Origin of the sequence: Massilia frigida, from assembly GCF_011682175.1 — a bacterium.
GTDB lineage: Bacteria > Pseudomonadota > Gammaproteobacteria > Burkholderiales > Burkholderiaceae_D > Telluria_A > Telluria_A frigida.
On the sequence record NZ_WHJG01000015.1, the window covers coordinates 65692 to 87858 of the forward strand.

24 protein-coding genes and 2 pseudogenes are annotated in these 22167 nt (G+C 65.0%); 23 read left to right on the forward strand and 3 right to left on the reverse strand.

Going from position 1 to position 22167, the window contains the following annotated elements:
• Positions 1 to 8 precede the first annotated feature (8 nt).
• The 21 genes and pseudogenes from F2P44_RS16230 to F2P44_RS16330 all read left to right on the forward strand — a co-directional run bounded on the left by F2P44_RS16230 (position 9) and on the right by F2P44_RS16330 (position 15944).
• Positions 9 to 716: a flagellar hook-basal body protein gene (locus F2P44_RS16230; protein ID WP_167088092.1), complete on the forward strand. Its 708-nt coding sequence runs from the start codon at positions 9 to 11 to the stop codon at positions 714 to 716.
• Between the two features lie 8 nt (positions 717 to 724).
• Entirely contained in the window at positions 725 to 1507 is a 783-nt protein-coding gene (gene flgG / locus F2P44_RS16235) for a flagellar basal-body rod protein FlgG (protein WP_167088093.1), read from the forward strand.
• A 14-nt stretch (positions 1508 to 1521) separates the two neighbouring features.
• The gene (gene flgA / locus F2P44_RS16240) at positions 1522 to 2511 is read left to right on the forward strand and encodes a flagellar basal body P-ring formation chaperone FlgA (protein ID WP_167088094.1); all 990 of its coding nucleotides are present in this window, start codon (positions 1522 to 1524) and stop codon (positions 2509 to 2511) included.
• 14 nt (positions 2512 to 2525) lie between these two features.
• Positions 2526 to 3149 carry a flagellar basal body L-ring protein FlgH gene (locus F2P44_RS16245; protein WP_229423577.1) on the forward strand — a complete coding sequence of 208 codons (624 nt, stop codon included), beginning with the start codon at positions 2526 to 2528 and terminating at the stop codon, positions 3147 to 3149.
• Positions 3149 to 4273, forward strand: a complete 1125-nt coding sequence (locus F2P44_RS16250; protein WP_167088095.1) for a flagellar basal body P-ring protein FlgI — start codon at positions 3149 to 3151, stop codon at positions 4271 to 4273. The genes F2P44_RS16245 and F2P44_RS16250 overlap by 1 nt, the downstream gene beginning before the upstream one ends.
• Positions 4274 to 4314: 41 nt before the next feature.
• Entirely contained in the window at positions 4315 to 4683 is a 369-nt protein-coding gene (locus F2P44_RS16255; protein ID WP_167088096.1) for a flagellar basal body rod protein FlgB, read from the forward strand.
• Positions 4683 to 5111: a flagellar basal body rod protein FlgC gene (gene flgC / locus F2P44_RS16260; protein WP_167088097.1), complete on the forward strand. Its 429-nt coding sequence runs from the start codon at positions 4683 to 4685 to the stop codon at positions 5109 to 5111. The genes F2P44_RS16255 and flgC overlap by 1 nt, the downstream gene beginning before the upstream one ends.
• Positions 5108 to 5452 carry a flagellar hook-basal body complex protein FliE gene (gene fliE, locus F2P44_RS16265; protein ID WP_167088098.1) on the forward strand — a complete coding sequence of 115 codons (345 nt, stop codon included), beginning with the start codon at positions 5108 to 5110 and terminating at the stop codon, positions 5450 to 5452. The genes flgC and fliE overlap by 4 nt, the downstream gene beginning before the upstream one ends.
• 23 nt (positions 5453 to 5475) lie before the next feature.
• Entirely contained in the window at positions 5476 to 6945 is a 1470-nt protein-coding gene (gene fliF / locus F2P44_RS16270) for a flagellar basal-body MS-ring/collar protein FliF (RefSeq protein ID WP_370662702.1), read from the forward strand.
• Positions 6942 to 7490 (forward strand): hypothetical protein, encoded by a 549-nt coding sequence (locus F2P44_RS16275; RefSeq protein ID WP_167088100.1) that lies wholly within the window; start codon positions 6942 to 6944, stop codon positions 7488 to 7490. Before fliF ends, F2P44_RS16275 begins: the two co-directional genes overlap by 4 nt.
• Positions 7490 to 8314, forward strand: coding sequence for a FliH/SctL family protein (locus F2P44_RS16280; protein WP_167088101.1), 825 nt, complete (start codon positions 7490 to 7492; stop codon positions 8312 to 8314). The genes F2P44_RS16275 and F2P44_RS16280 overlap by 1 nt, the downstream gene beginning before the upstream one ends.
• Positions 8311 to 9627, forward strand: coding sequence for a FliI/YscN family ATPase (locus F2P44_RS16285; RefSeq protein ID WP_223165047.1), 1317 nt, complete (start codon positions 8311 to 8313; stop codon positions 9625 to 9627). The genes F2P44_RS16280 and F2P44_RS16285 overlap by 4 nt, the downstream gene beginning before the upstream one ends.
• Positions 9624 to 10109 carry a flagellar FliJ family protein gene (locus F2P44_RS16290; protein WP_167088102.1) on the forward strand — a complete coding sequence of 162 codons (486 nt, stop codon included), beginning with the start codon at positions 9624 to 9626 and terminating at the stop codon, positions 10107 to 10109. Before F2P44_RS16285 ends, F2P44_RS16290 begins: the two co-directional genes overlap by 4 nt.
• Complete coding sequence (locus tag F2P44_RS16295) at positions 10093 to 11049, forward strand: hypothetical protein (RefSeq protein WP_167088103.1); 957 nt, start codon at positions 10093 to 10095, stop codon at positions 11047 to 11049. The genes F2P44_RS16290 and F2P44_RS16295 overlap by 17 nt, the downstream gene beginning before the upstream one ends.
• Positions 11050 to 11162: 113 nt before the next feature.
• Positions 11163 to 11567: pseudogene (locus tag F2P44_RS16300) on the forward strand (flagellar hook assembly protein FlgD); the annotation flags it as partial.
• Positions 11568 to 11579: 12 nt separating this feature from the next.
• Positions 11580 to 12755: a flagellar hook protein FlgE gene (locus F2P44_RS16305; protein ID WP_167088105.1), complete on the forward strand. Its 1176-nt coding sequence runs from the start codon at positions 11580 to 11582 to the stop codon at positions 12753 to 12755.
• A gap of 2 nt (positions 12756 to 12757) precedes the next feature.
• Positions 12758 to 13540 (forward strand): FliM/FliN family flagellar motor C-terminal domain-containing protein, encoded by a 783-nt coding sequence (locus tag F2P44_RS16310; RefSeq protein ID WP_167088106.1) that lies wholly within the window; start codon positions 12758 to 12760, stop codon positions 13538 to 13540.
• Positions 13541 to 13577: 37 nt separating this feature from the next.
• Positions 13578 to 13922 (forward strand): FliM/FliN family flagellar motor switch protein, encoded by a 345-nt coding sequence (locus tag F2P44_RS16315; RefSeq protein WP_167088107.1) that lies wholly within the window; start codon positions 13578 to 13580, stop codon positions 13920 to 13922.
• Positions 13919 to 14386 (forward strand): flagellar biosynthetic protein FliO, encoded by a 468-nt coding sequence (locus tag F2P44_RS16320; protein ID WP_167088108.1) that lies wholly within the window; start codon positions 13919 to 13921, stop codon positions 14384 to 14386. The genes F2P44_RS16315 and F2P44_RS16320 overlap by 4 nt, the downstream gene beginning before the upstream one ends.
• Complete coding sequence (gene fliP, locus F2P44_RS16325; protein ID WP_289311069.1) at positions 14383 to 15171, forward strand: flagellar type III secretion system pore protein FliP; 789 nt, start codon at positions 14383 to 14385, stop codon at positions 15169 to 15171. Before F2P44_RS16320 ends, fliP begins: the two co-directional genes overlap by 4 nt.
• Before the next feature lie 32 nt (positions 15172 to 15203).
• On the forward strand, positions 15204 to 15944 hold the full coding sequence (locus F2P44_RS16330; RefSeq protein ID WP_167088109.1) for a sigma-70 family RNA polymerase sigma factor: 741 nt from the start codon (positions 15204 to 15206) through the stop codon (positions 15942 to 15944).
• A gap of 50 nt (positions 15945 to 15994) precedes the next feature.
• Here the strand turns inward: F2P44_RS16330 and F2P44_RS16335 are convergent, their stop codons facing one another.
• Both F2P44_RS16335 and F2P44_RS16340 read right to left on the reverse strand, forming a co-directional pair.
• Positions 15995 to 17140 carry a tetratricopeptide repeat protein gene (locus F2P44_RS16335; protein WP_167088110.1) on the reverse strand — a complete coding sequence of 382 codons (1146 nt, stop codon included), beginning with the start codon at positions 17138 to 17140 and terminating at the stop codon, positions 15995 to 15997.
• A gap of 508 nt (positions 17141 to 17648) precedes the next feature.
• Positions 17649 to 17897: a hypothetical protein gene (locus F2P44_RS16340; protein WP_167088111.1), complete on the reverse strand. Its 249-nt coding sequence runs from the start codon at positions 17895 to 17897 to the stop codon at positions 17649 to 17651.
• A 779-nt stretch (positions 17898 to 18676) separates the two neighbouring features.
• Here F2P44_RS16340 and F2P44_RS35550 point away from each other — a divergent pair.
• Together F2P44_RS35550 and F2P44_RS35555 are read left to right on the forward strand one after the other, a co-directional pair.
• A pseudogene (locus F2P44_RS35550) lies at positions 18677 to 19051 on the forward strand (TonB-dependent receptor plug domain-containing protein); the annotation flags it as partial.
• A gap of 514 nt (positions 19052 to 19565) precedes the next feature.
• A complete protein-coding gene (locus F2P44_RS35555) occupies positions 19566 to 20441 on the forward strand; it encodes a TonB-dependent receptor domain-containing protein (RefSeq protein ID WP_370662703.1) in 876 nt (291 codons plus the stop codon).
• 67 nt (positions 20442 to 20508) lie between these two features.
• Here F2P44_RS35555 and F2P44_RS16350 read toward each other — a convergent pair whose 3' ends face one another.
• Positions 20509 to 22071: a M64 family metallopeptidase gene (locus F2P44_RS16350; protein ID WP_229423582.1), complete on the reverse strand. Its 1563-nt coding sequence runs from the start codon at positions 22069 to 22071 to the stop codon at positions 20509 to 20511.
• Between the last annotated feature and the right edge of the window lie 96 nt (positions 22072 to 22167).

Below are 22167 nucleotides of genomic sequence, written 5' to 3' on the forward strand. Positions count from 1 at the left end.
AGCTTGACATGGATGCGCTAACAATTGCCGGTATCGCCATGCAGAACGATCTGCAGCGGATGGATAGCATCAGCCAGAATCTGGCCAACGTGATGACGCCCGGCTACAAGCGGGCCATCCCGGTGAGCCGTGCGTTCGCCGACCTGATGGGCGGGGCCGCGGCGCCGGCCTACGCCAGCAGTGCAAGCGTGCTCGACACCAGCGCCGGCACCTTGCGCGCCACCGCCAATCCGATGGATATCGCGATCGAGGGCAATGGCTATTTCGAGGTCGCCACCGAGCATGGCACCGCCTATTCGCGCCAGGGCACCTTGCAGGTCGACCCGCGCGGACGCCTGTGCAATGGCGACGGCCGCGCCCTGGTCGGGCTGGGCGGCGAGATCGTGCTGGCGCCCGGACCGTTTTCGGTCGAGGCCGACGGCAAGATCAGGCAGGGCGGCCAGACCGTCGGACAGCTTAAATTGGTCCAATTCAATAATGCGCAGGCACTCTTGCCGATGGGTAATGGATTGCTGGCCCAGGGCGACGCCAGCGTGGCCGACCAGACCGGCGTGGCGCGGGTGCGCAGCGGCTTTCTTGAAAATTCGAATGTCAGCTCGCCGCAGGAAATGATCCGCCTGACCGAAACCCTGCGCCATTTCGAGACCATGATCAAGGTCGCGCAAGGCTATGAAGATGTATTCCAAAAAACAGTCAGCAAACTCGGGGAGTTCTAAGGAGCATCATGAATGATTCACTGTATATCGCTGCCACAGGCATGCAGGCCCAGCAAAAAAATCTGGATACCATCGCCAACAACCTGGCCAATCTGACCACGCCCGGCTTCAAGACCGGCCGCGTCAATTTCCAGGACATGGTCTACCGCATGGGCCAGCCGGCGGGCGCTGAAGCGCTCAGCCTGGCGCCGTCCAACGCTGCCCACGGCACCGGCGTGAGCGTGCTGTCGATGTCGCAGCAGTTCAGCATGGGCGAAATGAAAAAGACCGACGGCATGCTCGACGTGGCCATCAGCGGCGCCGGCTTCTTTGAAGTAAGCCTGCCCGACGGTACCCGCGCGTATTCGCGCGGCGGCGCGCTGCAGGTCAATGCCGACGGTTTTCTCAGTTCCCCGGAAGGCAATATGCTTAAACCGGGCATCCATATCGGCAGCGACGTCAAGTCGGTATCCATCATGGCCGACGGCAAGGTCATGGTCCGGGCCAATGGCCAAAACGGCGTTTCCGAGGTCGGCAGCATCGACATGTCCACCTTCGCCGATCCGACCGGCCTGACGCCGCTCGGCCAGAACCTGTACAAGCCGTCGGCCAAGTCGGGCGAAGCGATTTTCGGGCGTCCGGGCGAAAATGGGGTCGGCACCCTGGCGCAAGGCTTCACCGAAATGTCGAACGTGAACATGATCAACGAGATGGTCAACCTCATGACGGCCCAGCGCGCCTACGAAATGAGCGTCAAGGTGATCCAGGCGTCCGATGAAATGCTCGCCATGAGCAACAACCTGCGCAAATAAGCGAGCGCCCAGCCATGTCGATTCTTTCCCTGCGGCCGCGCCTGCGCGCCTTGACCCTGCTGGCGGCCTGCGCGCTGCCGCTGCTGTCCCGGGCCGCGGCGCCGGTACAGCTGGTCTTGCGCGCCGACGCCACCGTCAGGGGGGCCGAGATCGTACTGGCCGACCTGCTGACGGTGGCCGCCGCCGACGCCGCCCTCCAGAACGCCCTCGAAGCCCTGCGGGTCGGCCCGGCGCCGCGGGTCGGCGCCGTTGAACAGTATGCGCGTGCGGAACTCGAACGCCTGATGCATGCGCGCGCGCTGCCGGCCGGCGCCACGCTGGCCTGGAGCGGCGCGCGCGCGGTCAAGGTGCGCGCGGCCGAACGCCAGCTCGGCGCCGACGCGCTGCAGCGCGCCGCCAGCGAAGCCCTGCGCCAGCATCTGGGCGGCAGGTATGCGGACGCCGAACTGCGCGTGGCCGGCAATGTGCCCGACCTGGCCCTGCCGCTGGGCGAGCCGGTGCTGTCGACCCGCATCGTCGACCCCACGCAGCTGCGCGCGCGCCAGGCGGTGTATGTGGACGTCGCGGTGGGCGGCAAGCCGGTGCGTTCGGTGCTGGTGCCGTTCACGGTCAAGCTGACCCGCATGGCCTACGTGGCGCGGCGCGATCTGGCGCCCGGCACGGTGCTCGGTCCGAACGATGTGGAACAGCGGCCCGAAGACGTGGTGCAAGTGGCCGACAGCATGCTGCCGGTAGCCCAGCTGGCGCCGTCGGCGCGCACGGTGAAGGCGGTGGCGCGCGGCCAGGTAGTGCTGCTCGCTCATGTGGCGCAGCAAGGCCTGGTGTACCGCGGCGACACGGTCCGGCTGGTCCTGGCCGAGGGCGCCGTGTCGATCGAGACGCGCGCCGTGGCGCAACAGGATGGCGGAATGGGACAGCTGGTCCGGGTCAAGCCCGAGGCGGGCATGGAAGCGATCAGCGCGCGCGTGCTTGGTGCCGGCCTGGTACAGGCGGAAGGAAAATGATGGATAGGTATCTTATGAATAAGTATTTAATCAGCAAGTGTATAACGAGCAAATATCTCATGTGGCGGCTCGGCCAGGCCCTGGGATTGCTGTGCGCAAGTGCCATGTTGAGCGCCACCGTCCAGGCGACCAGCCTGTACAAGGAGGGTAGCTACAAGGCGCTCGCCTCGGACCAGAAGGCGCGGCGCCGCGGCGACCTGGTGACCATCATGGTCGTCGAAAATGCCAGTGCGACCAGCACCGCCAACACGACGGCGCGGCGCAACGCCAACATCAATGCCGAAGTCGACCTGCCGCACAAATCGCGCGGGGTCGGCATCCAGACCAACAACAATATGGATGGCCGCGGCCAGACCGTGCGCGAGGGCAAGGTACTGGCGCAAATCACCGTGATCGTCAAGGACATCACCGACAACGGCGACTTGCTGGTGGCCGGCGAGCAACTGCTGGAAGTGAATAACGAACGCCAGCAGATCCGGGTCGAGGGACGCATCCGCACCCAGGACCTGAGCGACACCAACGTCGTATTTTCGACCCGCATCGCGGATGCCAAGATCAGTTACGTGGGCGCCGGCGACTTGTCGGATAAACAAAGACCGGGCTGGTGGCAGCAGGTATTGACGTGGTTTGGACTGTGATGAAAATGAAGAACACGATGTTTCTGGCCCTGCTGTCGCTCACCTGCGTGTTCAGCGCGAGCTGCCATGCGCAGGCGATCCGCATCAAGGATATGGGCAAGATCGCCGGCTGGCGCGACAACGCGCTGACCGGCTACGGCCTGGTGACCGGCCTGGCCGGCACCGGCGACTCGGGGCGCAGCAAGAGCGCGCGCCAGTCGCTGGCGAATATGCTCTCGCGCTTCGACATCGCCGTTTCCGCCGAGGATATCCAGAGCCGCAACGTGGCCACCGTGATGATCACGGCCAGCCTGCCGCCGTTCGCGCGCGAGGGCGACCAGCTCGACATCAGCGTCAGCTCGGTCGGCGACGCCCGCAGCCTGGTCGGCGGCACCCTGATGGCGGCCCCGCTCAAGGGGCCGGACGGGCGCGTGTACGCGCTCGGGCAGGGTGCCGTGACGGTCGGCGGCTACCGCTACGACATGAACGGCAACGTGGTACAGATGAACCACCCGACCGTCGGCGCGGTGCCGAACGGCGCCACGATCGAGCTGGGCGTGACGAGTAAACTGCTCAGCGCGCAAAATACCATCACCTTCGTGCTGGCCGAGCCGGACTTCACCACCGCCAGCCGCATCGCCGCGGCCATCAATGCCCAGATGGGCAGCGAGGTGGCCGATGCCAGCGACCCGGCCGGGGTCGAGATCCACGTGCCGGAAGCGCGCCGCAAGCGCCTGACCGACTTCCTGACCATGGTCGAAAACGTGCGGGTCGAGCCGGACCGGCGCGCCAAGGTCGTCATCAACGAACGTACCGGCACCGTGGTCTCGGGCGGCGACGTGCGCATTTCGCGCGTGGCCATCTCTCAGGGCGACCTGAAGGTGTCGATCGTCACCGACAACGCCGTTTCGCAGCCGGACATGCTGGTGCGTCCGGGCGAAGCGATCCGTACCGCCAGCTTCTCTAACAGCCGGGTCAGCGTGGAAGAGCGGCGCGAGACCGGTTACGTGGCGCCCAATAATGCCACCGTGGCCGACCTGGTGCAGGCGCTGACCCGCATCAAGACCAATACGCGCGACATCATCTCGATCCTGCGCGCGGTCAAGGCCGCCGGCGCGCTGCATGCCGAGCTGATCGTCCAATAACGCTTGCCCAACCCCGAACCGACCCCAGAAAGCCGCCCAGGATGCCTATCCAATTCGACCAGAACATCAGCGCCATCATCGGCGTCGCGCTCGACGCGACAAGCATGCGCCACCAGGCCATCGCGCACAATATCGCCAACGTCAACACGCCCGGCTACCAGGCGCTCGGCGTGAGCTTCGAGGGCAGCTTGGCACAGGCGCGCGCCGAAGTCCAGGCCGGGCGCCCGCTCACCCCGTCCATGCTGGCCGACCTGCAGCCGCGCATGGCAGCGGCCGACAGCGGCGCCGTCTCGCTCGAAATGGAGATTGCGCATTTATCCGAAAACACTTTGCAGCATCAGACCTTGCTCAAGATGCTGAGCCGGCACTACGCGAACCTGCGGACCGCCATTACCGACGGGAAATCATAATGGATCAACACAGCCTGTTTCAGATCAGCGCCAGCGGCATGGCGGTCGAGAAACTGCGCCTCGACGTCAGCACCGCCAACCTGGCCAATATGCACAGCACGGCCGGCGCCGGCAAGGCCTTGTACCGGCCGCTGCAAGTCATTTCGCGCGCCGTGCCGCTGACGTTTTCGGAGCAGATGGGGCACATCGCCGCCGGCGGCGCCGAAGTGGCCAGCATCGCGCCGCAAGAGGTGGCGCCGCGCATGGTGTTCGAGCCGGCCCACCCGGACGCCGACGCCAAGGGCTTCGTGGCCTATCCGGGCGTGAACCAGACGTCCGAAATGATGACGATGCTGAGCGCCTTGCGCGCCTATGAAGCGAACGTGGTGGCCCTGAAGGCGGCCAAGACGATGGCGTCGCGCGCACTGGAAATCGGAGGCCAGTCATGACGCTTGAGGCCATCACGGCACTGACGGCGCTCCCGGGCGTGGACACCGCCGGGCCGGCCGCGGCCGACGCCCTGTTCGGCAGCACCGGCGCCAGCGGCCCCAGCGGACCCGAGACGGCGGCAGCACCGTTCCAGACCTGGTTCGCCAGGGAAGTGGGGGCCGTCAACACGATGATGATCGGCGCCGAAAACGAGGTCAAACAAGTCGCGCTGGGCGGGGAACAAAGTCTGCATGACGTGATGATCCATCTGGAAGAAGCGCGTCTGTCATTCCAGCTGCTGGCCCAGGTACGCAACCGTTTGCTCGAAGCGTACCAGGACGTCATGCGCATGCAAGTTTAGGGAGAGAGTGAAAAGTGGCATCTGTGACTGAAAATTGGCAAGCCTTGAGCACGCGGGCAAAAACCGGCCTGGTGGTGGGCGTGACCCTGATCGCCGGCCTGGCCGTGGGGATCGCCGTCTGGGCCTACCGGCCCGACTACCAGGTCTTGTTCTCCGACGTCGCCGCACCCGACGCGGCGGCCATGACGGCCGAGCTGGACCGGCTGAAAGTGCCATACCAGCTGGCCGACGGCGGCAACACTATCCTGGTCCCGCGCGACCTGGTCTACAAGACGCGCCTGAAGGTGATGGGCAAGGACTTGCCGCTGCATGGCGCGGTCGGCTTCGAAGTGTTCAACAATGCCGATTTCGGCATGACCGAATTCGTCCAGAAGGTGAACTACCAGCGCGCGATCCAGGGCGAACTGACGCGTACCATCCTGTCGATCGACGGCATCGCCTCGGCGCGCGTGCACCTGGCCATGCCGGAGCAGGGCCTGTTCAAGAAGACCACCACCAAGCCGAAGGCATCGATCACCGTCGTCACCAAGCCCAACCATGTGCTGGCGGCCGAGCAGGTCAGCGGCATCCAGCGCCTGGTGGCGGCATCGGTGCCGGATATCCAGGCGGCCGATGTCACCGTGCTCGACCAGCACGGGGTGGCGCTCACGCGCAACGGCGGTGGCGAAGCGGCCACCGAAAGCGCATCGGCCATGCTCGACGCCAAACGCGGCGCCGACGACTACCTGACGCGCAAACTGGCCAAAGTCCTCGACGCCACCTTCGGCGCCGGCGAAACCATCGCCACCGTCGATGTCCTGCTCAATCTCGACCAGAGCCGGGTGACGACCGAAGAAGTGTTGCCGGCCCGTTCCGGCACCCAGGAAGGCAGCCCGACCGGGGTGGTAGTGCGCTCGCGCCAGAGTGTGCGCGACAACGCGGCCGCCAGCGGCGGCGCCAGCGCCACAGGCGCGCGCAGCGGCGAGAGCCTCTCGAGCGGCTCGACCGAAGCGGACTACCAGGTCGGACGCCGGGTCGCCCAGTCGGTGACGACGCCGGGCGCCACGCGCCGCCTGACGGTGGCGGTGGTGGTCAGGAATCCGCTGAGCGACTACCAGATGGAAAAACTGAAGGAAGTGGTCGCCCTGACGGTGGGCCTGAACAGCGAGCGCGGCGACGCGATCATCATTCATTCGATGACGACCCTGGGCAGCGCGGCCGGCGACAAGCATGCCATCGACCGCGCCGCGGCTGCGGCCGCCGCAGCGGACCAGCAAGCCTTGACGCCGGCCCTCGCGCGCGCACGCCCGGCCGTGCCGCCCGAGCTGGTCTGGGCCGCTGCCGCACTGATCATGCTGGCCCTGCTGGTATGGGCAATCCTGCGCCGCGCCCAGCCGCCCGCCACCGCCACGCTGACGGTCGAGGAACGCGAGCGCCTGCTGCTTCAGGTCCGCCAGTGGATCGACACCAAGCATGAGCCGGCTGTCAATGGCGGCCTGTGGGAGCGGCCATGAGCGGTTACCGGCGCGCCGCCGTCGCCCTGCATGGCCTGGGCGCGCAGGACCGCGGCTATATTCTCGATGCGCTGCCCGGATCCGACCGGACCGAGCTGCTTGCCTGCCTGGCCGAGCTGGACGAACTGGGATTTTCCAGCGATCCATCGAGCCTGGAAGATGCGCTCGGCAGCGCGCCGCCGGCTCCGGGCGGCGCCGGCCTGAACCCGTCCGAACGGATGGCGCGCGCCACCTCGGCCCAGATGTTCGCCCTGCTTGAAGACGAGCCGAACGCCTTGATTGCCCAGGTGCTGGGGATGCAGCGCTGGGTTTGGGGCGAGCCTTGCCTGGCGCTGTTCGCGCCGGCCAGGCAAGACAAGATCCGCGCCGCGCTGGCCGCGCCCGTGGCCGCGCCGGCGCGCGCCGCATTCCTGCTCGGGGCCGTGGCCGCCCGCCTGGAACAGGCAGCGCCCACGCCGGCCTCGTCCGCCAGAAATCCGCGCGGCGGCGGCCTGCGCGCGCTGCTGGCGCGCTTCAGCACTCCTCCGACCATGAGGAGCAACTAATGCCGATCATTCGCACCCCCACGATTTCCTCGGGCACGCGCCAGTTGCGCCGCGTCAAGGCAGTCAAGGCCGAGGCGGCGCCAGTGCCGGCAGGGCAGGCGGCCGTAGTGCCCAGGGCGGCCGTGCTGCCGGTGCAGCCGGCGGCGCCGGTCGCCGCGCTCGCCCCGGTGGCGGCGGCCAGCCTCGCGCTTGACCAGGAAGCCGTGCGCGCCGCCGTGGCCAAGGCCACCGACGAGGCGCTGGCCCTGGTGGCGCAGCGCGAGCAAGCCCACCGCCTGCGCATGGACAAGGAACTTCAAGACGCCCTGGCCGTGGCCGAGCAGCGCGGCTATGCCGCCGGCCTGGAGCGTGGCGAAGCGCAAGCGCGCAAGGCGATCCATGACCAGCTCGAACGCATCGGCGCACTCGGCCTGGCGCTCAGCCAGAATCGCGCCAAGGTGCTCGAACAAGCCCAGGACGACAGCGTCGAGATCGTGTACACCGCCCTGTGCCGCATGATCGGCATGGTTGCCACCGGGCGCGACGCGGTCGCCGGCATGGTGGCGCAGACCCTGGCCAGTTTCAAGCACAAGACCGAGCATCTGGTGGTGCGCCTGCACCCGCAGGATCATGCGCTGCTGACGCAAGCCGCCGCCGCGCTCGAGGTCGCCAGCCTGGATGCTGGGCTCGACCTGCGCGCCGATGCCTCGGTACGGATCGGCGGCTGCCTGGTTGACGGCAACGGCGGCACCCTCGATGCGCGCCTCGACACCCAGCTCGGCAGCGTGCGCGACGCCTTGCTGAAAGTGCGCCGCGCGCACGCCCACAAGCAGGAAGCATCATGATGCGCGCCTACCTCGATGCCGTGAGCAATGTGCCGCTCGCGCGCCGTACCGGCCGCGTGGTCGGCATTTCAGGCCAGAGCATCGAGTCGGCCGGTCCGGGCGCGACGATCGGCGAAATCTGCGAGATCAGCCAGGGCATGGACCAGGAACCGCTGCTGGCCGAGGTGGTCGGATTGAGATCGGGCCGCGTGATCCTGATGCCGTACGGCGAGCCGCGCGGCATCGGCGCCGGCAATGAAGTACTGGCCACGGGCAGAGTGGCGCGCACCCCGGTTGGCGACGCGCTGCTGGGACGCACCGTGGATGCCTTCGGCCTGCCGCTCGACGGCGGCGCGCCGCCCAAGGCGGCGTATCACCGCGAACTGTACGGTGTGCCGATGAATCCGCTGACCCGTCCGCGCATCGACACCCTGATCGAAACCGGCATCCGCGCCATCGACGGTCTGCTGCCGCTCGGGCGCGGGCAGCGCATGGGTATTTTCGCCGGCAGCGGAGTCGGCAAGAGTACCTTGCTGGGCATGCTGGCGCGCGACGTCAAGGTCGATGTCAATGTCATCGCCCTGATCGGCGAGCGCGGTCGCGAAGTGCGCGAGTTCATCGAAAAACACCTCGGCCCGGAAGGCATCAAGCGCAGCGTAGTGGTGGTGGCCACGTCCGACCAGCCGGCGCTGGTGCGCACGCGCGCCGCCTATGCGGCCACCTCGATCGCCGAGTATTTCCGCGACCAGGGCCGCCAGGTACTGCTGATGATGGATTCGGTAACCCGCTTTGCCATGGCGCGCCGTGAAATCGGCCTGTCCGCGGGCGAGCCGCCCACCGCGCGCGGCTACACGCCCTCGGTGTTTTCCGACATTCCCGCCCTGTGCGAGCGCTGCGGCACGAGCGACTCGGGCGGCTCGATCAGCGCGCTGTACACCGTGCTGGTGGAAGGCGACGATTTTAACGAACCGGTGTCCGATATCTTGCGCGCCACCCTGGACGGCCACATCATGCTCTCGCGCCAGCTGGCCCACGAAGGCCACTTTCCGGCGATCGACGTGCTGCAGAGCATCAGCCGCCTGGCCGGCGACCTGACCACGCGCGACGACCAGAAGTTGATGTCGGCCGTGGTCGAACTGCTGGCCGTGTACGAACGCAACCGCCAGATGGTCGAGATGGGTGCCTACCGGGCCGGCAGCAATCCGGCGCTGGACCGGGCCATGGACTTGTTCCCCGCCGTGCGCGACGTGCTGCGCCAGTCGGTGCACGAATCGAGCACGCGCCGTGAAGCCTTGACACTGCTGCGTACCATCATGGCGGGGGGGGCGGCATGAGCAAGCGTTTTCGGTATGCGCTGCAACCGGTGCTGCTCGCGCGTACCTGGGCACTCGACGCCCTCAAGCTGGAGCTGGGCGAACGCAATGCCAGCCTGGCCGAGCTGGAGCAGCAACGCCGCGCCATCGAGCACGAAAGCGCGGCGGTCAACCAGGCCTGGCACCAGCAGTCAAAGGTGGCGGGGAACTTTAACGTCGATGGTTTTGCCACCGTCATTGCCTACCTGGGCCAACTGGGCGGACAGGCCCAACGCAAGGGCGAGGAAATCGCGCTGGCGGCCAGCGAACGCGACCAGCTAATCGAGCGCATCGTGGCCGAACAGCGCGGGGTGGAGGCGGTCGAGGAGCATCGCGACAAGATGTTCGCCGAGTTTCGCAAAGAAGAAAATAGCGCGCAGTTCAAGGCTGCGGACGATCACTGGTCCACCTTGCACGGTACCGGTCATGACCACGGAGTAGAAAAACATGAGCAACAGTTTTGATGCGGTAAGCCGGTTCGGCAGCGTTGCCGGGGCCGGTTTCATGGGCAAGGGCGGCCTGGCCAAGTCCTGCGCCTGGCTGCAGGAGCTGGAACGGGCCGCGCTGGGCAACCGCCCGCAAGCGGCCGCGAGCGAGGCGCAGCCCGCGCAGGGCGGCGCACCGCAGGCCGCTGGCGACGCAGGCATCGACATGGCGCCGCCCCATCCGTCGCGCAAGCAGGCCGACAATGACGCCAGCCACGCGCGCGAAGAGCGGGGCGGCACGGCTGGCGCGGACGCGCTGGCGCCGGCAGTGCCCGGGCAGTACGCCGGCCCGGCCGTGCAAGGCGGCACGGTGCCGGCAACGACGCCGCCGGCGCCCGTGGCTGGCGGCCAGTGGCGGGTGCAGGCCGCGCCCGCCACTGCGGAACTGGCCCACGTCGGTCTGCTGACGATGGGGCTGGCGGCGCCGGAGGCGCATGGCATCCACGCCGCGCCGCCCCTGGCGGCCGCTGCGCTGGCGCCCGCCGCCGCCGGCAGCATGCCAGGCGCCGCCTTGATGGCCAACCCCGCTATGCGCGGCGCCGCCGAGCCGGCGGGCCCGGCTGGCGCGGCGCGCAGCGCTGCCGTGGCTGCACCACCGCTGGCGCGCCAGGGGGCGCGCTCACCGATGACGCAAGAGCACGCCGAACAGGCCGAGGCGCCGCCCGCAGCAGCGCCGGCCAGCGGCGGCGAGAGCGCGGCCGACGAGCTGCCGTACGCCTTGCGCAGCATGCATCTGTTTCACGATGGCGAGGGCGTGCAAGCCTGGATCCGCGACGCCGCACTGTCGCAGTTCCAGGCCAACGCGCTGGCGTACGCCCTGAAAAAAGAAATGCAGGCGGAAGGCTTGACCCTCAATGCGCTGACCTTGAACGGCAAGAAGACCGCGCTGGCGCCGGCGCCGGCGGTGCACCGGAAGTAGCCATCGCGGCGGCGGCATACGCGCACCTGAATACCGGCCCATCCGGGCCAGGCGAGCAAGCGCCTTAGTCCAGATCATCCAGATCAAACACAGCAGTACACCAGAGGAGCAACACCATGGCGATTTCCAGCAGCAGCGGCCCGGGCCAAGTCAACAATCTGAACTTGCAGGAGTTCTTGAAAATCCTGACCAGCCAGCTGTCCAACCAGGACCCGCTCAAGCCGCTCGACAACCAGGAATTCGTCGCTCAGCTGGCCCAGTTTTCCACCCTCGAGCAGAGCACCCAGCTCAATGCCAAGATCGACCAGATGCTCGAACAGCAAGCCGTCACCCAGTCGGTGGGCCTGCTCGGCCGAAACGTCGGGGTCGGCAGCGGCGGTGCCAATGGCGGGCCGAGCGTCACCGGCCGGGTCTCGGCCATCCAGTTCGTGTCCGGCCAGGCGCAGCTGACCATCACCCAGACCAACGGCGCCGTATTCACCGGCGTTACCCTGGACCAAATCACTTCCGCACAATAAGAGAGCGCTTTCATGATCAATACTATCAATACCGGGATGTCGGGCCTGATCGGCTACTCCAAGGGTCTGCAGGTGATCGGCAATAACCTGACCAATATCAACACGCCCGGCTACAAGGGCGTCGACCAGCAATTCGCCAGCTTGTTCAGCCAGGAAGGTGCGCAAAATGGTACCGGCACCGGTTCCGGCCTGAACACGCTCGACACCCGCGTCAACTTCAGCCAGGGCCAGATCAACCAGACCGGCCGTCCGCTCGACCTGGCCATCAACGGCCTCGGCTTTTTCATCCTGCGCGATGGCGATACCACGACCTATACCCGGGCAGGCCAGTTCGAGTTCGATGCCGACGGTATCCTGGTGAGCTCGGACGGCAAGTCGCGCGTGGCCGGCCTCGGTCCGGGCGGCATGCTGCAGGATATCTCGCTGTCTGGCTTGCAGAACAATGCCGGCAAGGCGACCACCTCGATCAAGTTCGACGGCAATCTGTCGGCCAACGCGACCGCCGATGTCACGGTCGGCCCGGTCAATATCTTCGATGCCGCCGGCGGCCAGCATACCCTGGCGCTGACGTTCAGCAAGACAGCGTCCGTCCCGCCCGCCACCGGCAACAACTGGACCGTGACGGCGAAGGACGAGACCGGCACCGTGGTCGGTACCGGTCCGCTGCAGTTCAGCACGACAGGCAGCCCGCAAATCACCGCCAACGCCGTCCAGCTCAATTTCACGCCGAAGGGCATGGCACCGATGTCGGTCAAGCTCGATTTTTCGAGCGGCGTCACCTCGGTTACCAACGGCAGCTCGTCATCGCTCAAGTCGGGCAATGTCGATGGCTTCGCGATCGGTTCGCTGCGCAGCCAGACCTTCGATGCCGACGGCGTCCTGACGCTGAACTACTCGAACGGCGAAGCGGTCAAGGGGGTGAACATTGCCCTGGCCAATTTCGACCGCATCGAGTCGCTCGATGAAATCAGCGGCAATAAGTTCACCACCCAAAGCACTGCCCATATCGGCAAGGCGGGCACCAGCCTGTTCGGCACGATCGGCGCCGGCGTGGTCGAAGGCGCCAACGTCGATCTGTCCCAGCAGTTCAGCAATCTGATCATCATGCAGCGCGGCTATCAAGCTTCATCGCAGATCGTTAGCGTCAGCAACGAGATGATCCAGACCCTGCTCGACATGAGGAAGTAAGCATGCAGGTCAGCCCGTACTCTCTGCTGGGGGCCAGCACCCTGGCCGCGCTCGAACAGCGCTGCAACGCCATGCTCGATGCCTGGGCCGGCGCCTGGGGCGTCGAGCGCAGCGCCTGCGCGCTCGACTGCGCGCGTGCATGGGACACGACTGCCTTGCGTCCCGGCCAATGGCAGCGCCATTATGCCCAAGCCGAACAAGCCGTGTGGATCGGCTGGCCGGACCAGCTGGCACGGGCCCTGCAGGCACGGATGTTCGCCCCGGACCAGCGCCATGCGCCGGACGCACCGGGTGGCGCCTCGCTGGCCGCGCAAAGCGCCGCCGAGGCATGCGCCGCCCTGGCCGATGCCCTGGCTGCGGCCGCCGCGCCGGGCGTGCGCGCGCCTGCCGACAGCGGCACGGCCGCACCCCCGGCGCGCCTGTTCCGGAGCGCCAGCGGTGCCGTGATGGTGGCGCTGCGCATCGCCGAGCAATCGATGCTGTGCGTGCTCAATCATGCCTGCCTGGACTTGCCCGCGCCGCAAAAACTGGCGCTGCCGGTGCGTACCGATTTGCGTGGCGTGCTAGGCTATATGCCGGTGACGCTGTCGGTATCGCTGGGCCAGGTCGAGGTCGATGTCAGCCAGTTGCTGACCCTCGCCGTGGGCGACGTCATCCGTCTCGATTCGCATGTGGACCAGCCGGTGACGGTGACCGGTCCGGACGGCCAGGCGCTGTTTGGCGCCCATCTGGGCAGCGCCGACGGCACCATTGTCGTCGAAGCCGTGCGCCACGCTTCCCATTAACCCGCAGTATTCATTTGCTGTCACTGAAAGAAAAATTATGAGCACCATCAACGCCAATCCAGAGCGCGTGAATGCCACCCATGTGGTCGAATTGTCCGACATCACGGCGCAGACGCCGGCCGGCCCCGCTCTGCTGAGCCAAAACCTGCGCCTGCTGCAGGGCGTCAAAGTAACCCTGAGCGTGGTGGTTGGGGCGATCGAGACCACGGTCGACGAAGTCTTGTCGCTGAAAGAGTTTTCCGTGCTCAAGGTCGAACGTCCGGTCGACCAGCCGGTCGATGTTCTGCTCAACGGCAACCTGGTCGCGCGCGGCCAGCTGGTCGCGGTCGACGACAATTTTGGCGTGCGGGTCACCGAGATCTGCACCACGACGGCGGCATGAGCTTGGTCAGGCATGCGCTGCTGACGGCGCTGGCAGGCCTGGCGCTGGCCGCTGCGCCCGCGCCCGCCTGGTCGCAGGATGCCGCATCGGCGTCGGCGCGCGCTGCGCCAAGTGCAGCGGCCGCGCCGCACGCCGGCCCCGCAGCTGCGTCCACTGGCGCCCCCATTCCGTTCAAGCAGGACAAGCAGGGCGGCGCTAGCGATCCCTCGCGCCTGGGCGCGGCCGTGCTGATCGTGTTGCTCGGCCTGGGTGCGAGCGTGTATGCCTTGCGCTACAAGCTGCGCCTGTCCGGCATCCCGGCCCCGGCCAAGCTGCTGCGGGTGCTCGATTCGCGCCGCCTGACGCCGCGCGCCTCGCTCCATGTGGTCGAATTCGCCGGATCCCAGTACCTGCTCGCGCATAGCGAACAGGGTGTCGTTTGTATCGCCGCTGTTGCTGGCCCAACACCATCGGAGCCGACGTGAACCGCTTCCTTTCCATGCTCACCCGAAAAAATGCGCTGAGCGGCATGCTCTTGCTGGGAGCCATGTTCGGCTCGGCCTGCGTGTTTGCCGCCGAACCGGCCCTGTCCGGTCCCGGCTTCCAGTTCCGCCTGTCGGGCGCGGGCGCTGCCGGGGCCGGCGAACTGTCGTCGGCGCTGAAGATCCTGCTCGGCCTGACGGTGCTCAGCCTGGCTCCGGCCATCCTCATCTCGATGACCTCCTTCATTCGCATTGTCATCGTCCTGTCGATGCTGCGCCACGCGATGGGCATGCCGGAAACGCCGCCCAATACGGTGATCATCAGCCTGGCCCTGTTCCTGACCATGTTCAGCATGTCGGCGCCGCTGCAGGAAGCCCACAAGCAAGCGTTCGAGCCCTTCGCCGCCGGCACGATGGCGGCCGACAAGGCGGCGCGCGAAGGCATCAAGCCGATCCGCGAATTCATGGTGCGCCAGACGCGCGAGCAAGACCTGGCGCTGATGGTCGAACTGTCGAAGGCCGAACAGCCGTCGACCATCGACGACATCAAGCTGGTGCAGCTGATTCCAGCGTTCATGCTGTCGGAATTGCGCTCGGCGTTCCAGATCGGCTTTGTGATCTTTTTGCCTTTCCTGCTGATCGACCTGATTGTCTCGAGCGCCCTGATGGCGCTGGGGATGATGATGGTGCCGCCGGCGTCGATTTCGCTGCCGCTGAAAATCCTGATGTTCGTGCTGATCGATGGCTGGAACCTGGTGGTGCGTTCCTTGCTGGGCACGTTTTCCTGACGAGCGCTTATCCGACCGTGACGACGATCTCCTTGCCGCGATCCGCCAGCCCGGGCCAGGGTGCGGACATTGCGGCTTTATGGCGCAGCATGGGCGAGGGCGGCGGCGACGCCGTGCGCGAGCGCATCGTGGCGTTCTATCTACCGTTCGCACGCATGCTGACGGCCAAGGCGTTTGCCAGGCGCACCTTCATCGAACTCGAGTTTGTCGATTTTCTGCAATATGCGGCCATCGGCCTGATCGAAGCGGTCGACCGCTTTGATCCGGCCCGGGCCATCAAGTTCGAAACCTTCGCCACGCCGCGCATCAACGGCGCCATTCTCAACGGCATCGCTACCTTTACCGAAAAGCAAGAGCAGGTGAGGGCGCGCCAGCGTGTCACCAGCGATCGCGTGGCCTCGGTCAAGGAGCGCGATCCGGGCAGCGCCGACGACCTGTTCGTGTTCCTGGCCGAGCTGGCGGTCGACCTGGCGCTCGGCTTCATCCTCGACAGCAGCGACGAGATGCCGGAAGACTTGTCGAGCTACCCCGACAATACCTACCGCCGCATTGAGATGTCCCAGCTCGGTTCGCGCGTGAAGGCGCTGGTCGACATATTGCCGGACAAGGAAAGAAAAGTGGTCAATTACCACTATATGCAGCAATTGCCCTTCGATGAAGTGGCCGCGATCATGAACCTGTCCAAGGGGAGGGTGTCGCAATTGCACCGCTCGGCCATTGGGCGCTTGCGAGAGAGCATCGATAACGCCGAACAGATCGATCTGAGCTGCTGAGCCAGCGCCCGCTGCGAAGCGGCGCCGGTGCAATGCCGGCGGCGCCGCCTTTATTTGGGCCGCATCGAGAGAAAGGTCGCGAGGTGTTCGAAGAGCGTCGGGGTGCCTTCGAGCGGCGACTGGCGCAGCGCCCGTTCGATCAGGCGGTCCGCCAGCTCGGCGCGGCCGTCCAGTTTTAGCAGAGCCGCCTGGGTATAGACCGAGCCGAAGTTGGCCGAATCGAGCTTGTTGGCCAGCGTCATGGCCAGCTTGGCCTCCTCGATGCGCCCTTGCGTGACGAGGGCGGCGGCCAGGCCACCATGCGATTCGGCAAAGTTGCGGTCAGCGTCAACGGCGTCGCGGAAAGCCTGCTCGGCGCCGACGGCGTCGCCCGCGTTCAGCTTGGCCCAGCCCAGCGCGATCAGGGTTCCCGCGTGCCCTGGCATGCAGACACTGGCCCTGGTCATGGCGGCGATGGCGTCGACATTGTTTTGTTTGTGCATCAGGGTCAAGCCCAGGCCCAGCCAGGCGCGGCCGTTATCGGCGCGTTGCGACAAGATCCGTTCGAACGAGGCGCTGGCCGCATCGATATCCTGCTTTTCCAGGGCCAGCGCACCGGCCACGGCGTTCGCGTCAACGCTGTCGGGATGCTCGGCCAGCACCTGTTGCGCCAGGGCGCCGGCGCGCTCGCGCTCACCCATGTCGAAATTGACCAGCGACAGATAGGCGTTGCTGTCGGGGTCGCCGGCAATACTGACCCAGTGTTCGCAGGCCGCGTTCGCCGCGTCCAGGTCGCCTTCATGGTGCAGGCAGTGGGCCAGGTATCTGGCGTTGTTGGCATTGTCGATGCCGTATTGCTGCGCGCTCGCAAACGCCTTGGCCGCATCGGCATAGCGCTCCTGGTAGTACAGTGCCAGGCCGAGGTTGTGAAACAGGGCGGCGTCGTTTTCGCCGCCGTCGATCAAGCCTTGCAAGCTCGCTCCAGCCTCGCCGAAGCGGTGCAAGGCCAGGTAGACCGTGGCCAGGCGGCCGTGGGCCACGGCCGCGCCGGGCGTGAGAGCGATAACGCGCTGAAATGCCTCGAGTGCCTGGTCGAGCTTGCCGGCTTGCAGATACAGCTCACCCAGTTGGGTGAGCAGACTGGCATTGTCAGGATCGGAGGAGAGGAAGGATTCGAAGCGCTCGGTCTGCGCTTGCAATTGATCGGCTTGAGGCATTGTCGTTTTTTCCGCGCGTGAATGTGCTTCATTTTACAATGCCATTCTGTTGCTTACTAGATAAAGGCGAGGTGCTGGCCGCCAGACGGCGTCGACGCTGCCATTGGCCGCTTGACTGGTGAGCGCGGCGGCGGGACAGTGGGCGTGGCGGGCCGGCTGGCCATGGGGGTTGGCAGAATCGATAGGCTGCGGCGAACTGCCGGCGACCTGAAGTCGTGGCCGGTGAAGCTTCGCCGGGGTTTCAAGTGCGCCAGAGATAATGACCGGAAAGTGGGCTGCAAGGGCAAGCTTGCAGCCAAGCGGCGTACCAAGGGCCAGCTAGATCGCGGACCATGGAAGATATGCTTAAATCGACATTACCATGAATATTGTCGAGTGTGATTGCCGGGTGGGCGGGCCGTTCGCGGGCTCCCTGTTGACGATACCGGCTAGTCGAGACCCCGGCCAAGCGCGTTTTCGAACGACTCGCCCTGGATGTACCGCTGGGAGATCACATCTTCGAGCCGAATCATCTCCGGTCGAAGATGCTCCCATCCGCTTGCTCCTGATGCATTTCACTGAGCGACATCGTCGATATGGAACTTCCATTCAGCATGGCCAGCTCTCTTGCCGCAGCCCAGAACACATGCGCCGCGCACACTTCCTTAATGGTGGTGAGCGGCAGCCGATAGGTCAAAACGAGATGGCCAATGACGGCAAGTCCGTATCCCTGGCGCCGCAATGCTTCGTCAATCCCGGTGTCAAAGATATAGACCATGTCGAACAGTGGCTAGACCGCGTACGTGATATAGCCGAAGCGCGCACCGTCCTTTGCATAAATGGTGGCCTGCTGATCGTTGCCGGTCTTCTTGCGGCCCGGTTCAGCTACCCGCGCCGACGGAACGCAATATATTGGATCGCAAACCATCGGATCGCCGGCACATGTGTGGGTGCCTAGTGGTGGAAAAATTGCAATGGGTTACGTAGTAGTGACACAAAACTGCGTCACATGCATACAGCGCGGCACAAAACGCCAACATTTCTCGCAAAACGGAAAAGTTGGCGTTTTGTGCCGGCGTGCTGTATGCCCGCGCCTTGCCAAGCTATTCGGACAGTCGAGCCGAAGATAGCGTTTCCATCATCCTTTATTTAACATAATATAGATTATGCGAATTTTAGTGCAATTGGAACGGTGTTGCGTTTAAGTCCAACTCGGTCACGTACTAACGGACCACAATGGCTGGCCGCGCTATTGGTCAACGGCATGGAGCCTGCTGGCAGGCGCAGGCTTGGGGCCGGTCACATTGTTATCTACCGCCGTTACTTTGTTTATCTTCCCGGTAAATGGACGGTTGGCCACGCACTTTCATCCATCCAGTTGCCGGCATGAACGCGCGGAATAGTCAATCCGCCCTTCAGGTCGGCGTTTGTATCGGCGCCGTTGTACCCGCACAACCCCAACGCACTAGCGTTGCCATGCGTCATGCATACGACTATAGTGAAGAGCAAGCCCGCCCTTCTCTGGCCCGCTCCTTCACCTCACGGAAGGAAATGCCCATGTCACACCGACTCCCTTTCAAGGCAGCCCAGTTGGCGGCACTGCAGAGCCTGGCCACTTTGGCCGGCGCACAGCAAGTGCAAGACAGCGGGCCGGTCGTCACGATCTTCGGAGCGGGCCAGACCCGCCAGGTACAAAACATCACGCGCGACGACCTGGCCAATACCCTGCCAGGAACCAACGCCCTGAAGACGCTGGAAAAACTCCCGGGCGTGCACTTCGAGTCGGCCGATCCCTTTGGCGCATACGAATGGTCCAGCACGTTCAGCATGCGTGGCTTCGCCCAAAACCAGATCGGCTATACGCTCGACGGCGTGCCGCTGGGGGACATGGCTTACGCCAATAGCAGCGGACTGCATATCAGCCGCGCCATCACGGCGGAGAACATCGCGCGCGTGACGGTGTCGCAGGGCGCCGGCGACGTCGGCACCGCATCGATCAGCAATCTCGGCGGCACCGTGCAGTTCTTTTCCGCCGATCCGAACGAGGCCTTCGGCGTGAGCGGCGCGCAGACGTTCGGCAGCAGCCATACCTATCGCAGCTTCGCGCGCCTCGACACGGGCGTGATGGCGAGCGGCACCAAGGCCTATGCCAGCCTGATGCGCCAGCGCGCGCACAAATGGAAGGGCGACCATGGTCCGCAAAACCTGGACCAGTTCAACACCAAGTTGGTCCACCGTCTCGGAGCGCACCGGCTCAGCGTCTTCTACAACTACTCGGATCGCCTCGAAACCGACTACCAGGACATGTCGCTCGAAATGACGCCGCGCCTGGGCTGGGACTGGGACAACTATGCGCCGGACTGGCAACGCGCCATCAAGGCGGCCAACGGCGTCTTTAGCGGCGCCGTCACCACCTTGGACGACGCCTATTACCTGGGCACCCAAGGTGGCCATCGATACCGTCGCGCCGCTCGGCACCCGTGCGGCCGGCTCGCTGAGCTCGTCGAAGTCCGTGCTGCCACAGTTCGGCCTGCGATACGATGTCGACAAGGACCAGGAAGTCTTCGCCTCGGTGTCCCACAATATGCGCGCCTTCAATCCCGGCGCGGGCGGACCGTTTTCACAGAACCAGACGGCGTTCGACCTGAGCGCGCCGGTTCTCAAGCCGGAAACCTCGCGCACGCTCGAGCTTGGATACCGCTTCAAACAGGGTGCCATCGCCGGCTCGCTCGCGGCCTACGCGATCCGCTTCAAGGACCGTCTTGCCACGGTGGCCAACTGCAGCGGCATCCTCGGCTGCCCGAGCAGCTTCCTCAATGTCGGCAAGGTCGACACCAACGGCGTCGAAACGGCCATGGTGTGGACGCTGGCGCGGCACTGGACGTGGTTCAACGCCTTCACCTACAGCGACTCGACCTACAAGTCCGACTACCTGGACGGCGCCACCCTGGTCGCTGCGAACGGCAAACAGGTGGTCGATACGCCGAAGACCATGTTCAATACCGAGCTCTCGTATGGCGCTGGCCCCTGGTCCGCGCACGCCTTGGCCAAACACACCAGCAAACGCTACTACACCTTCCTGAACGACGCGTTTGTGCCTGCGTACTGGGTGCTGAACCTGTCGGCGGGCTATCGGATGACATCATTGGGCACGTTGAAGGATGTGACACTGCTGGTCAGCGCGACCAATGTACTCGATAAGCGCTACTACAGCACGGTCGGCACCAACGGTTTCCTCGCCGCCGACCCGGGCCGCAGTTTCCAGACCTTGCTGGTGGGCGCGCCGCGCCAACTGTTCGTGACGCTCAGCGCCAAGCTCTGATCGAGCGCCGGCACGCCATGTAGCCCATGCCGCATCCCGGCATGGGCCAAGCGTGCCAGCGCAAGTCTCACTTCGGCGGGACGGAGTATTTCACGGTGTAGCTTCCGGAACCCGAGTACGATTTCACTTCGATGTAGTAATAGCCTGCGGTTCCCACATAGTTGATCGATTCGCTGGATGTGTTGCCCCGGCTGACCGCGACCTTGCTCCAGCCGGTGCTCAGCGATTTGTAGAGGGACAAATCGAAGTCGGCGCCGGCCGGTCCGGTCAATTGCACGTTGAAGGTGCCATTGCCCGCTTGAATGTAACCCGGGCTGGTGTTTGGCGCGTAGGCGATGCCGCCACTGCTCAGCGTTCCGGTTTGGGTAACGGCGGTATACTTGCCGAACACCGTCTTCACCAATCCTTCATTGACTGCGTGCCAAGGATAACCGAGGGTGCGCATACGTGAATTTTCGGTTGGGCGGTAGATACCGTTCGAGCAGTAACGCCCCCCTTGGAAAACCCCTACCGTGCCGTTCGCAACGCTACCGACCGTGGTGGGTACCGGCGTAGCGGCGGCGATCTTGCTGCCCCATTTGACGCTACGCGTGCGGTTGATCGACACATTGCCTTCGGTTGGCTCGGAACTGATGCCGCATGTGCCGCCTTCGTATTCGTCCGCCAGCGCAAATGCGGTATGGCCGATTTCGTGCAAAGCCACTTCGACCGACGAGGTGTTCATCGACGCGGTTGCGATCGCCCCGCCCGAACCACCGTAGCGGGTCGAGTTGGAAATGACGACGATCACGTCGCGCTGGTCCGGACTAAGAACCGAGCCGACAATGTTATACACCTTGGTCTCGTTGACGCACAGAAGGCGCTCGATGTTATAGCAGTAGAATTCGCCATCCATGGCGGTGTCGCGATAGATGCCCTTATCGATCTCATCGACCCCGGATTGATTGCTCGCGATATCGACGCGGCGCACATTCATGTTGGCGCGATTGGCGGCAAACAAAGGATCGGCCATGAAGCCGTCGATCACTTTCTTCGCATCGGCTTGCCATTTTCCCATTTCGGCTGCGGTATAGCCATCGCCGATGAACACATAGTCCATGCGCGCATTGGACGGGCCAGTGTTGACGACCGTGGTGACGGTCGCCGCCGGCGCGGCGGCGGCCATGCTCTGGGTGCGCATCATCTTGCTGGCGCCCACCTTTTTTTCCAGTGACGCGCGGTCGAATTTTGCCAGCGGTGCGGTAACGGCCTTGATGCCCACATTGGTCGACGCCGGCGCCAGTACGTCGACGCTGGCGATGTCTGCGTTAAACGGCAAGGACACCTCGAACACGCCGTCAGCTTGCTTCACCTGGCGCGACATATCAATGGCGCCGGTTTTCGGATTGAATACTTCAATGTGCCTTTGCTGGGTGTTTTTGACCGCCACTTCATGCAGTACCGTACCCGCGGCATCGCGTGCGACGACGCGCCACTGTTGGCCTGGGGCGTGGCCGGGCAGGCTCGGGGTCAGCGCAAAATCACCCACTTCGGCGTGAATCGGCGCGAAATTGACGCCGCTTCGTCCTTCGCTGACGCTCACGCGCAGGGAGATATTTTGCGCCTGTGCCGCGACTGTCAGGCTGGCCATGGCCACCAATGTAAGCGATAAAGATGTGAGTAGTTTCATTGTCGTCCTCGTTCGAGTTTATTGTTTTCGAATCAGGAGTTTGTTTCCATTTTGGAA

Bases quoted from the DNA above. Each gene is read 5' to 3' on its own strand.
- F2P44_RS16230 (WP_167088092.1), top strand. From the start codon at position 9: ATGGATGCGCTAACAATTGCCGGTATCGCCATGCAGAACGATCTGCAG.
- flgG (WP_167088093.1), top strand. From the start codon at position 725: ATGAATGATTCACTGTATATCGCTGCCACAGGCATGCAGGCCCAGCAA.
- flgA (WP_167088094.1), top strand. From the start codon at position 1,522: ATGTCGATTCTTTCCCTGCGGCCGCGCCTGCGCGCCTTGACCCTGCTG.
- F2P44_RS16245 (WP_229423577.1), top strand. From the start codon at position 2,526: ATGAATAAGTATTTAATCAGCAAGTGTATAACGAGCAAATATCTCATG.
- F2P44_RS16250 (WP_167088095.1), top strand. From the start codon at position 3,149: ATGAAAATGAAGAACACGATGTTTCTGGCCCTGCTGTCGCTCACCTGC.
- F2P44_RS16255 (WP_167088096.1), top strand. From the start codon at position 4,315: ATGCCTATCCAATTCGACCAGAACATCAGCGCCATCATCGGCGTCGCG.
- flgC (WP_167088097.1), top strand. From the start codon at position 4,683: ATGGATCAACACAGCCTGTTTCAGATCAGCGCCAGCGGCATGGCGGTC.
- fliE (WP_167088098.1), top strand. From the start codon at position 5,108: ATGACGCTTGAGGCCATCACGGCACTGACGGCGCTCCCGGGCGTGGAC.
- F2P44_RS16275 (WP_167088100.1), top strand. From the start codon at position 6,942: ATGAGCGGTTACCGGCGCGCCGCCGTCGCCCTGCATGGCCTGGGCGCG.
- F2P44_RS16280 (WP_167088101.1), top strand. From the start codon at position 7,490: ATGCCGATCATTCGCACCCCCACGATTTCCTCGGGCACGCGCCAGTTG.
- F2P44_RS16285 (WP_223165047.1), top strand. From the start codon at position 8,311: ATGATGCGCGCCTACCTCGATGCCGTGAGCAATGTGCCGCTCGCGCGC.
- F2P44_RS16290 (WP_167088102.1), top strand. From the start codon at position 9,624: ATGAGCAAGCGTTTTCGGTATGCGCTGCAACCGGTGCTGCTCGCGCGT.
- F2P44_RS16295 (WP_167088103.1), top strand. From the start codon at position 10,093: ATGAGCAACAGTTTTGATGCGGTAAGCCGGTTCGGCAGCGTTGCCGGG.
- F2P44_RS16305 (WP_167088105.1), top strand. From the start codon at position 11,580: ATGATCAATACTATCAATACCGGGATGTCGGGCCTGATCGGCTACTCC.
- F2P44_RS16310 (WP_167088106.1), top strand. From the start codon at position 12,758: ATGCAGGTCAGCCCGTACTCTCTGCTGGGGGCCAGCACCCTGGCCGCG.
- F2P44_RS16315 (WP_167088107.1), top strand. From the start codon at position 13,578: ATGAGCACCATCAACGCCAATCCAGAGCGCGTGAATGCCACCCATGTG.
- F2P44_RS16320 (WP_167088108.1), top strand. From the start codon at position 13,919: ATGAGCTTGGTCAGGCATGCGCTGCTGACGGCGCTGGCAGGCCTGGCG.
- F2P44_RS16335 (WP_167088110.1), bottom strand. From the start codon at position 17,140: ATGCCTCAAGCCGATCAATTGCAAGCGCAGACCGAGCGCTTCGAATCC.
- F2P44_RS16340 (WP_167088111.1), bottom strand. From the start codon at position 17,897: ATGGTCTATATCTTTGACACCGGGATTGACGAAGCATTGCGGCGCCAG.
- F2P44_RS16350 (WP_229423582.1), bottom strand. From the start codon at position 22,071: ATGGCCAGCCTGACAGTCGCGGCACAGGCGCAAAATATCTCCCTGCGC.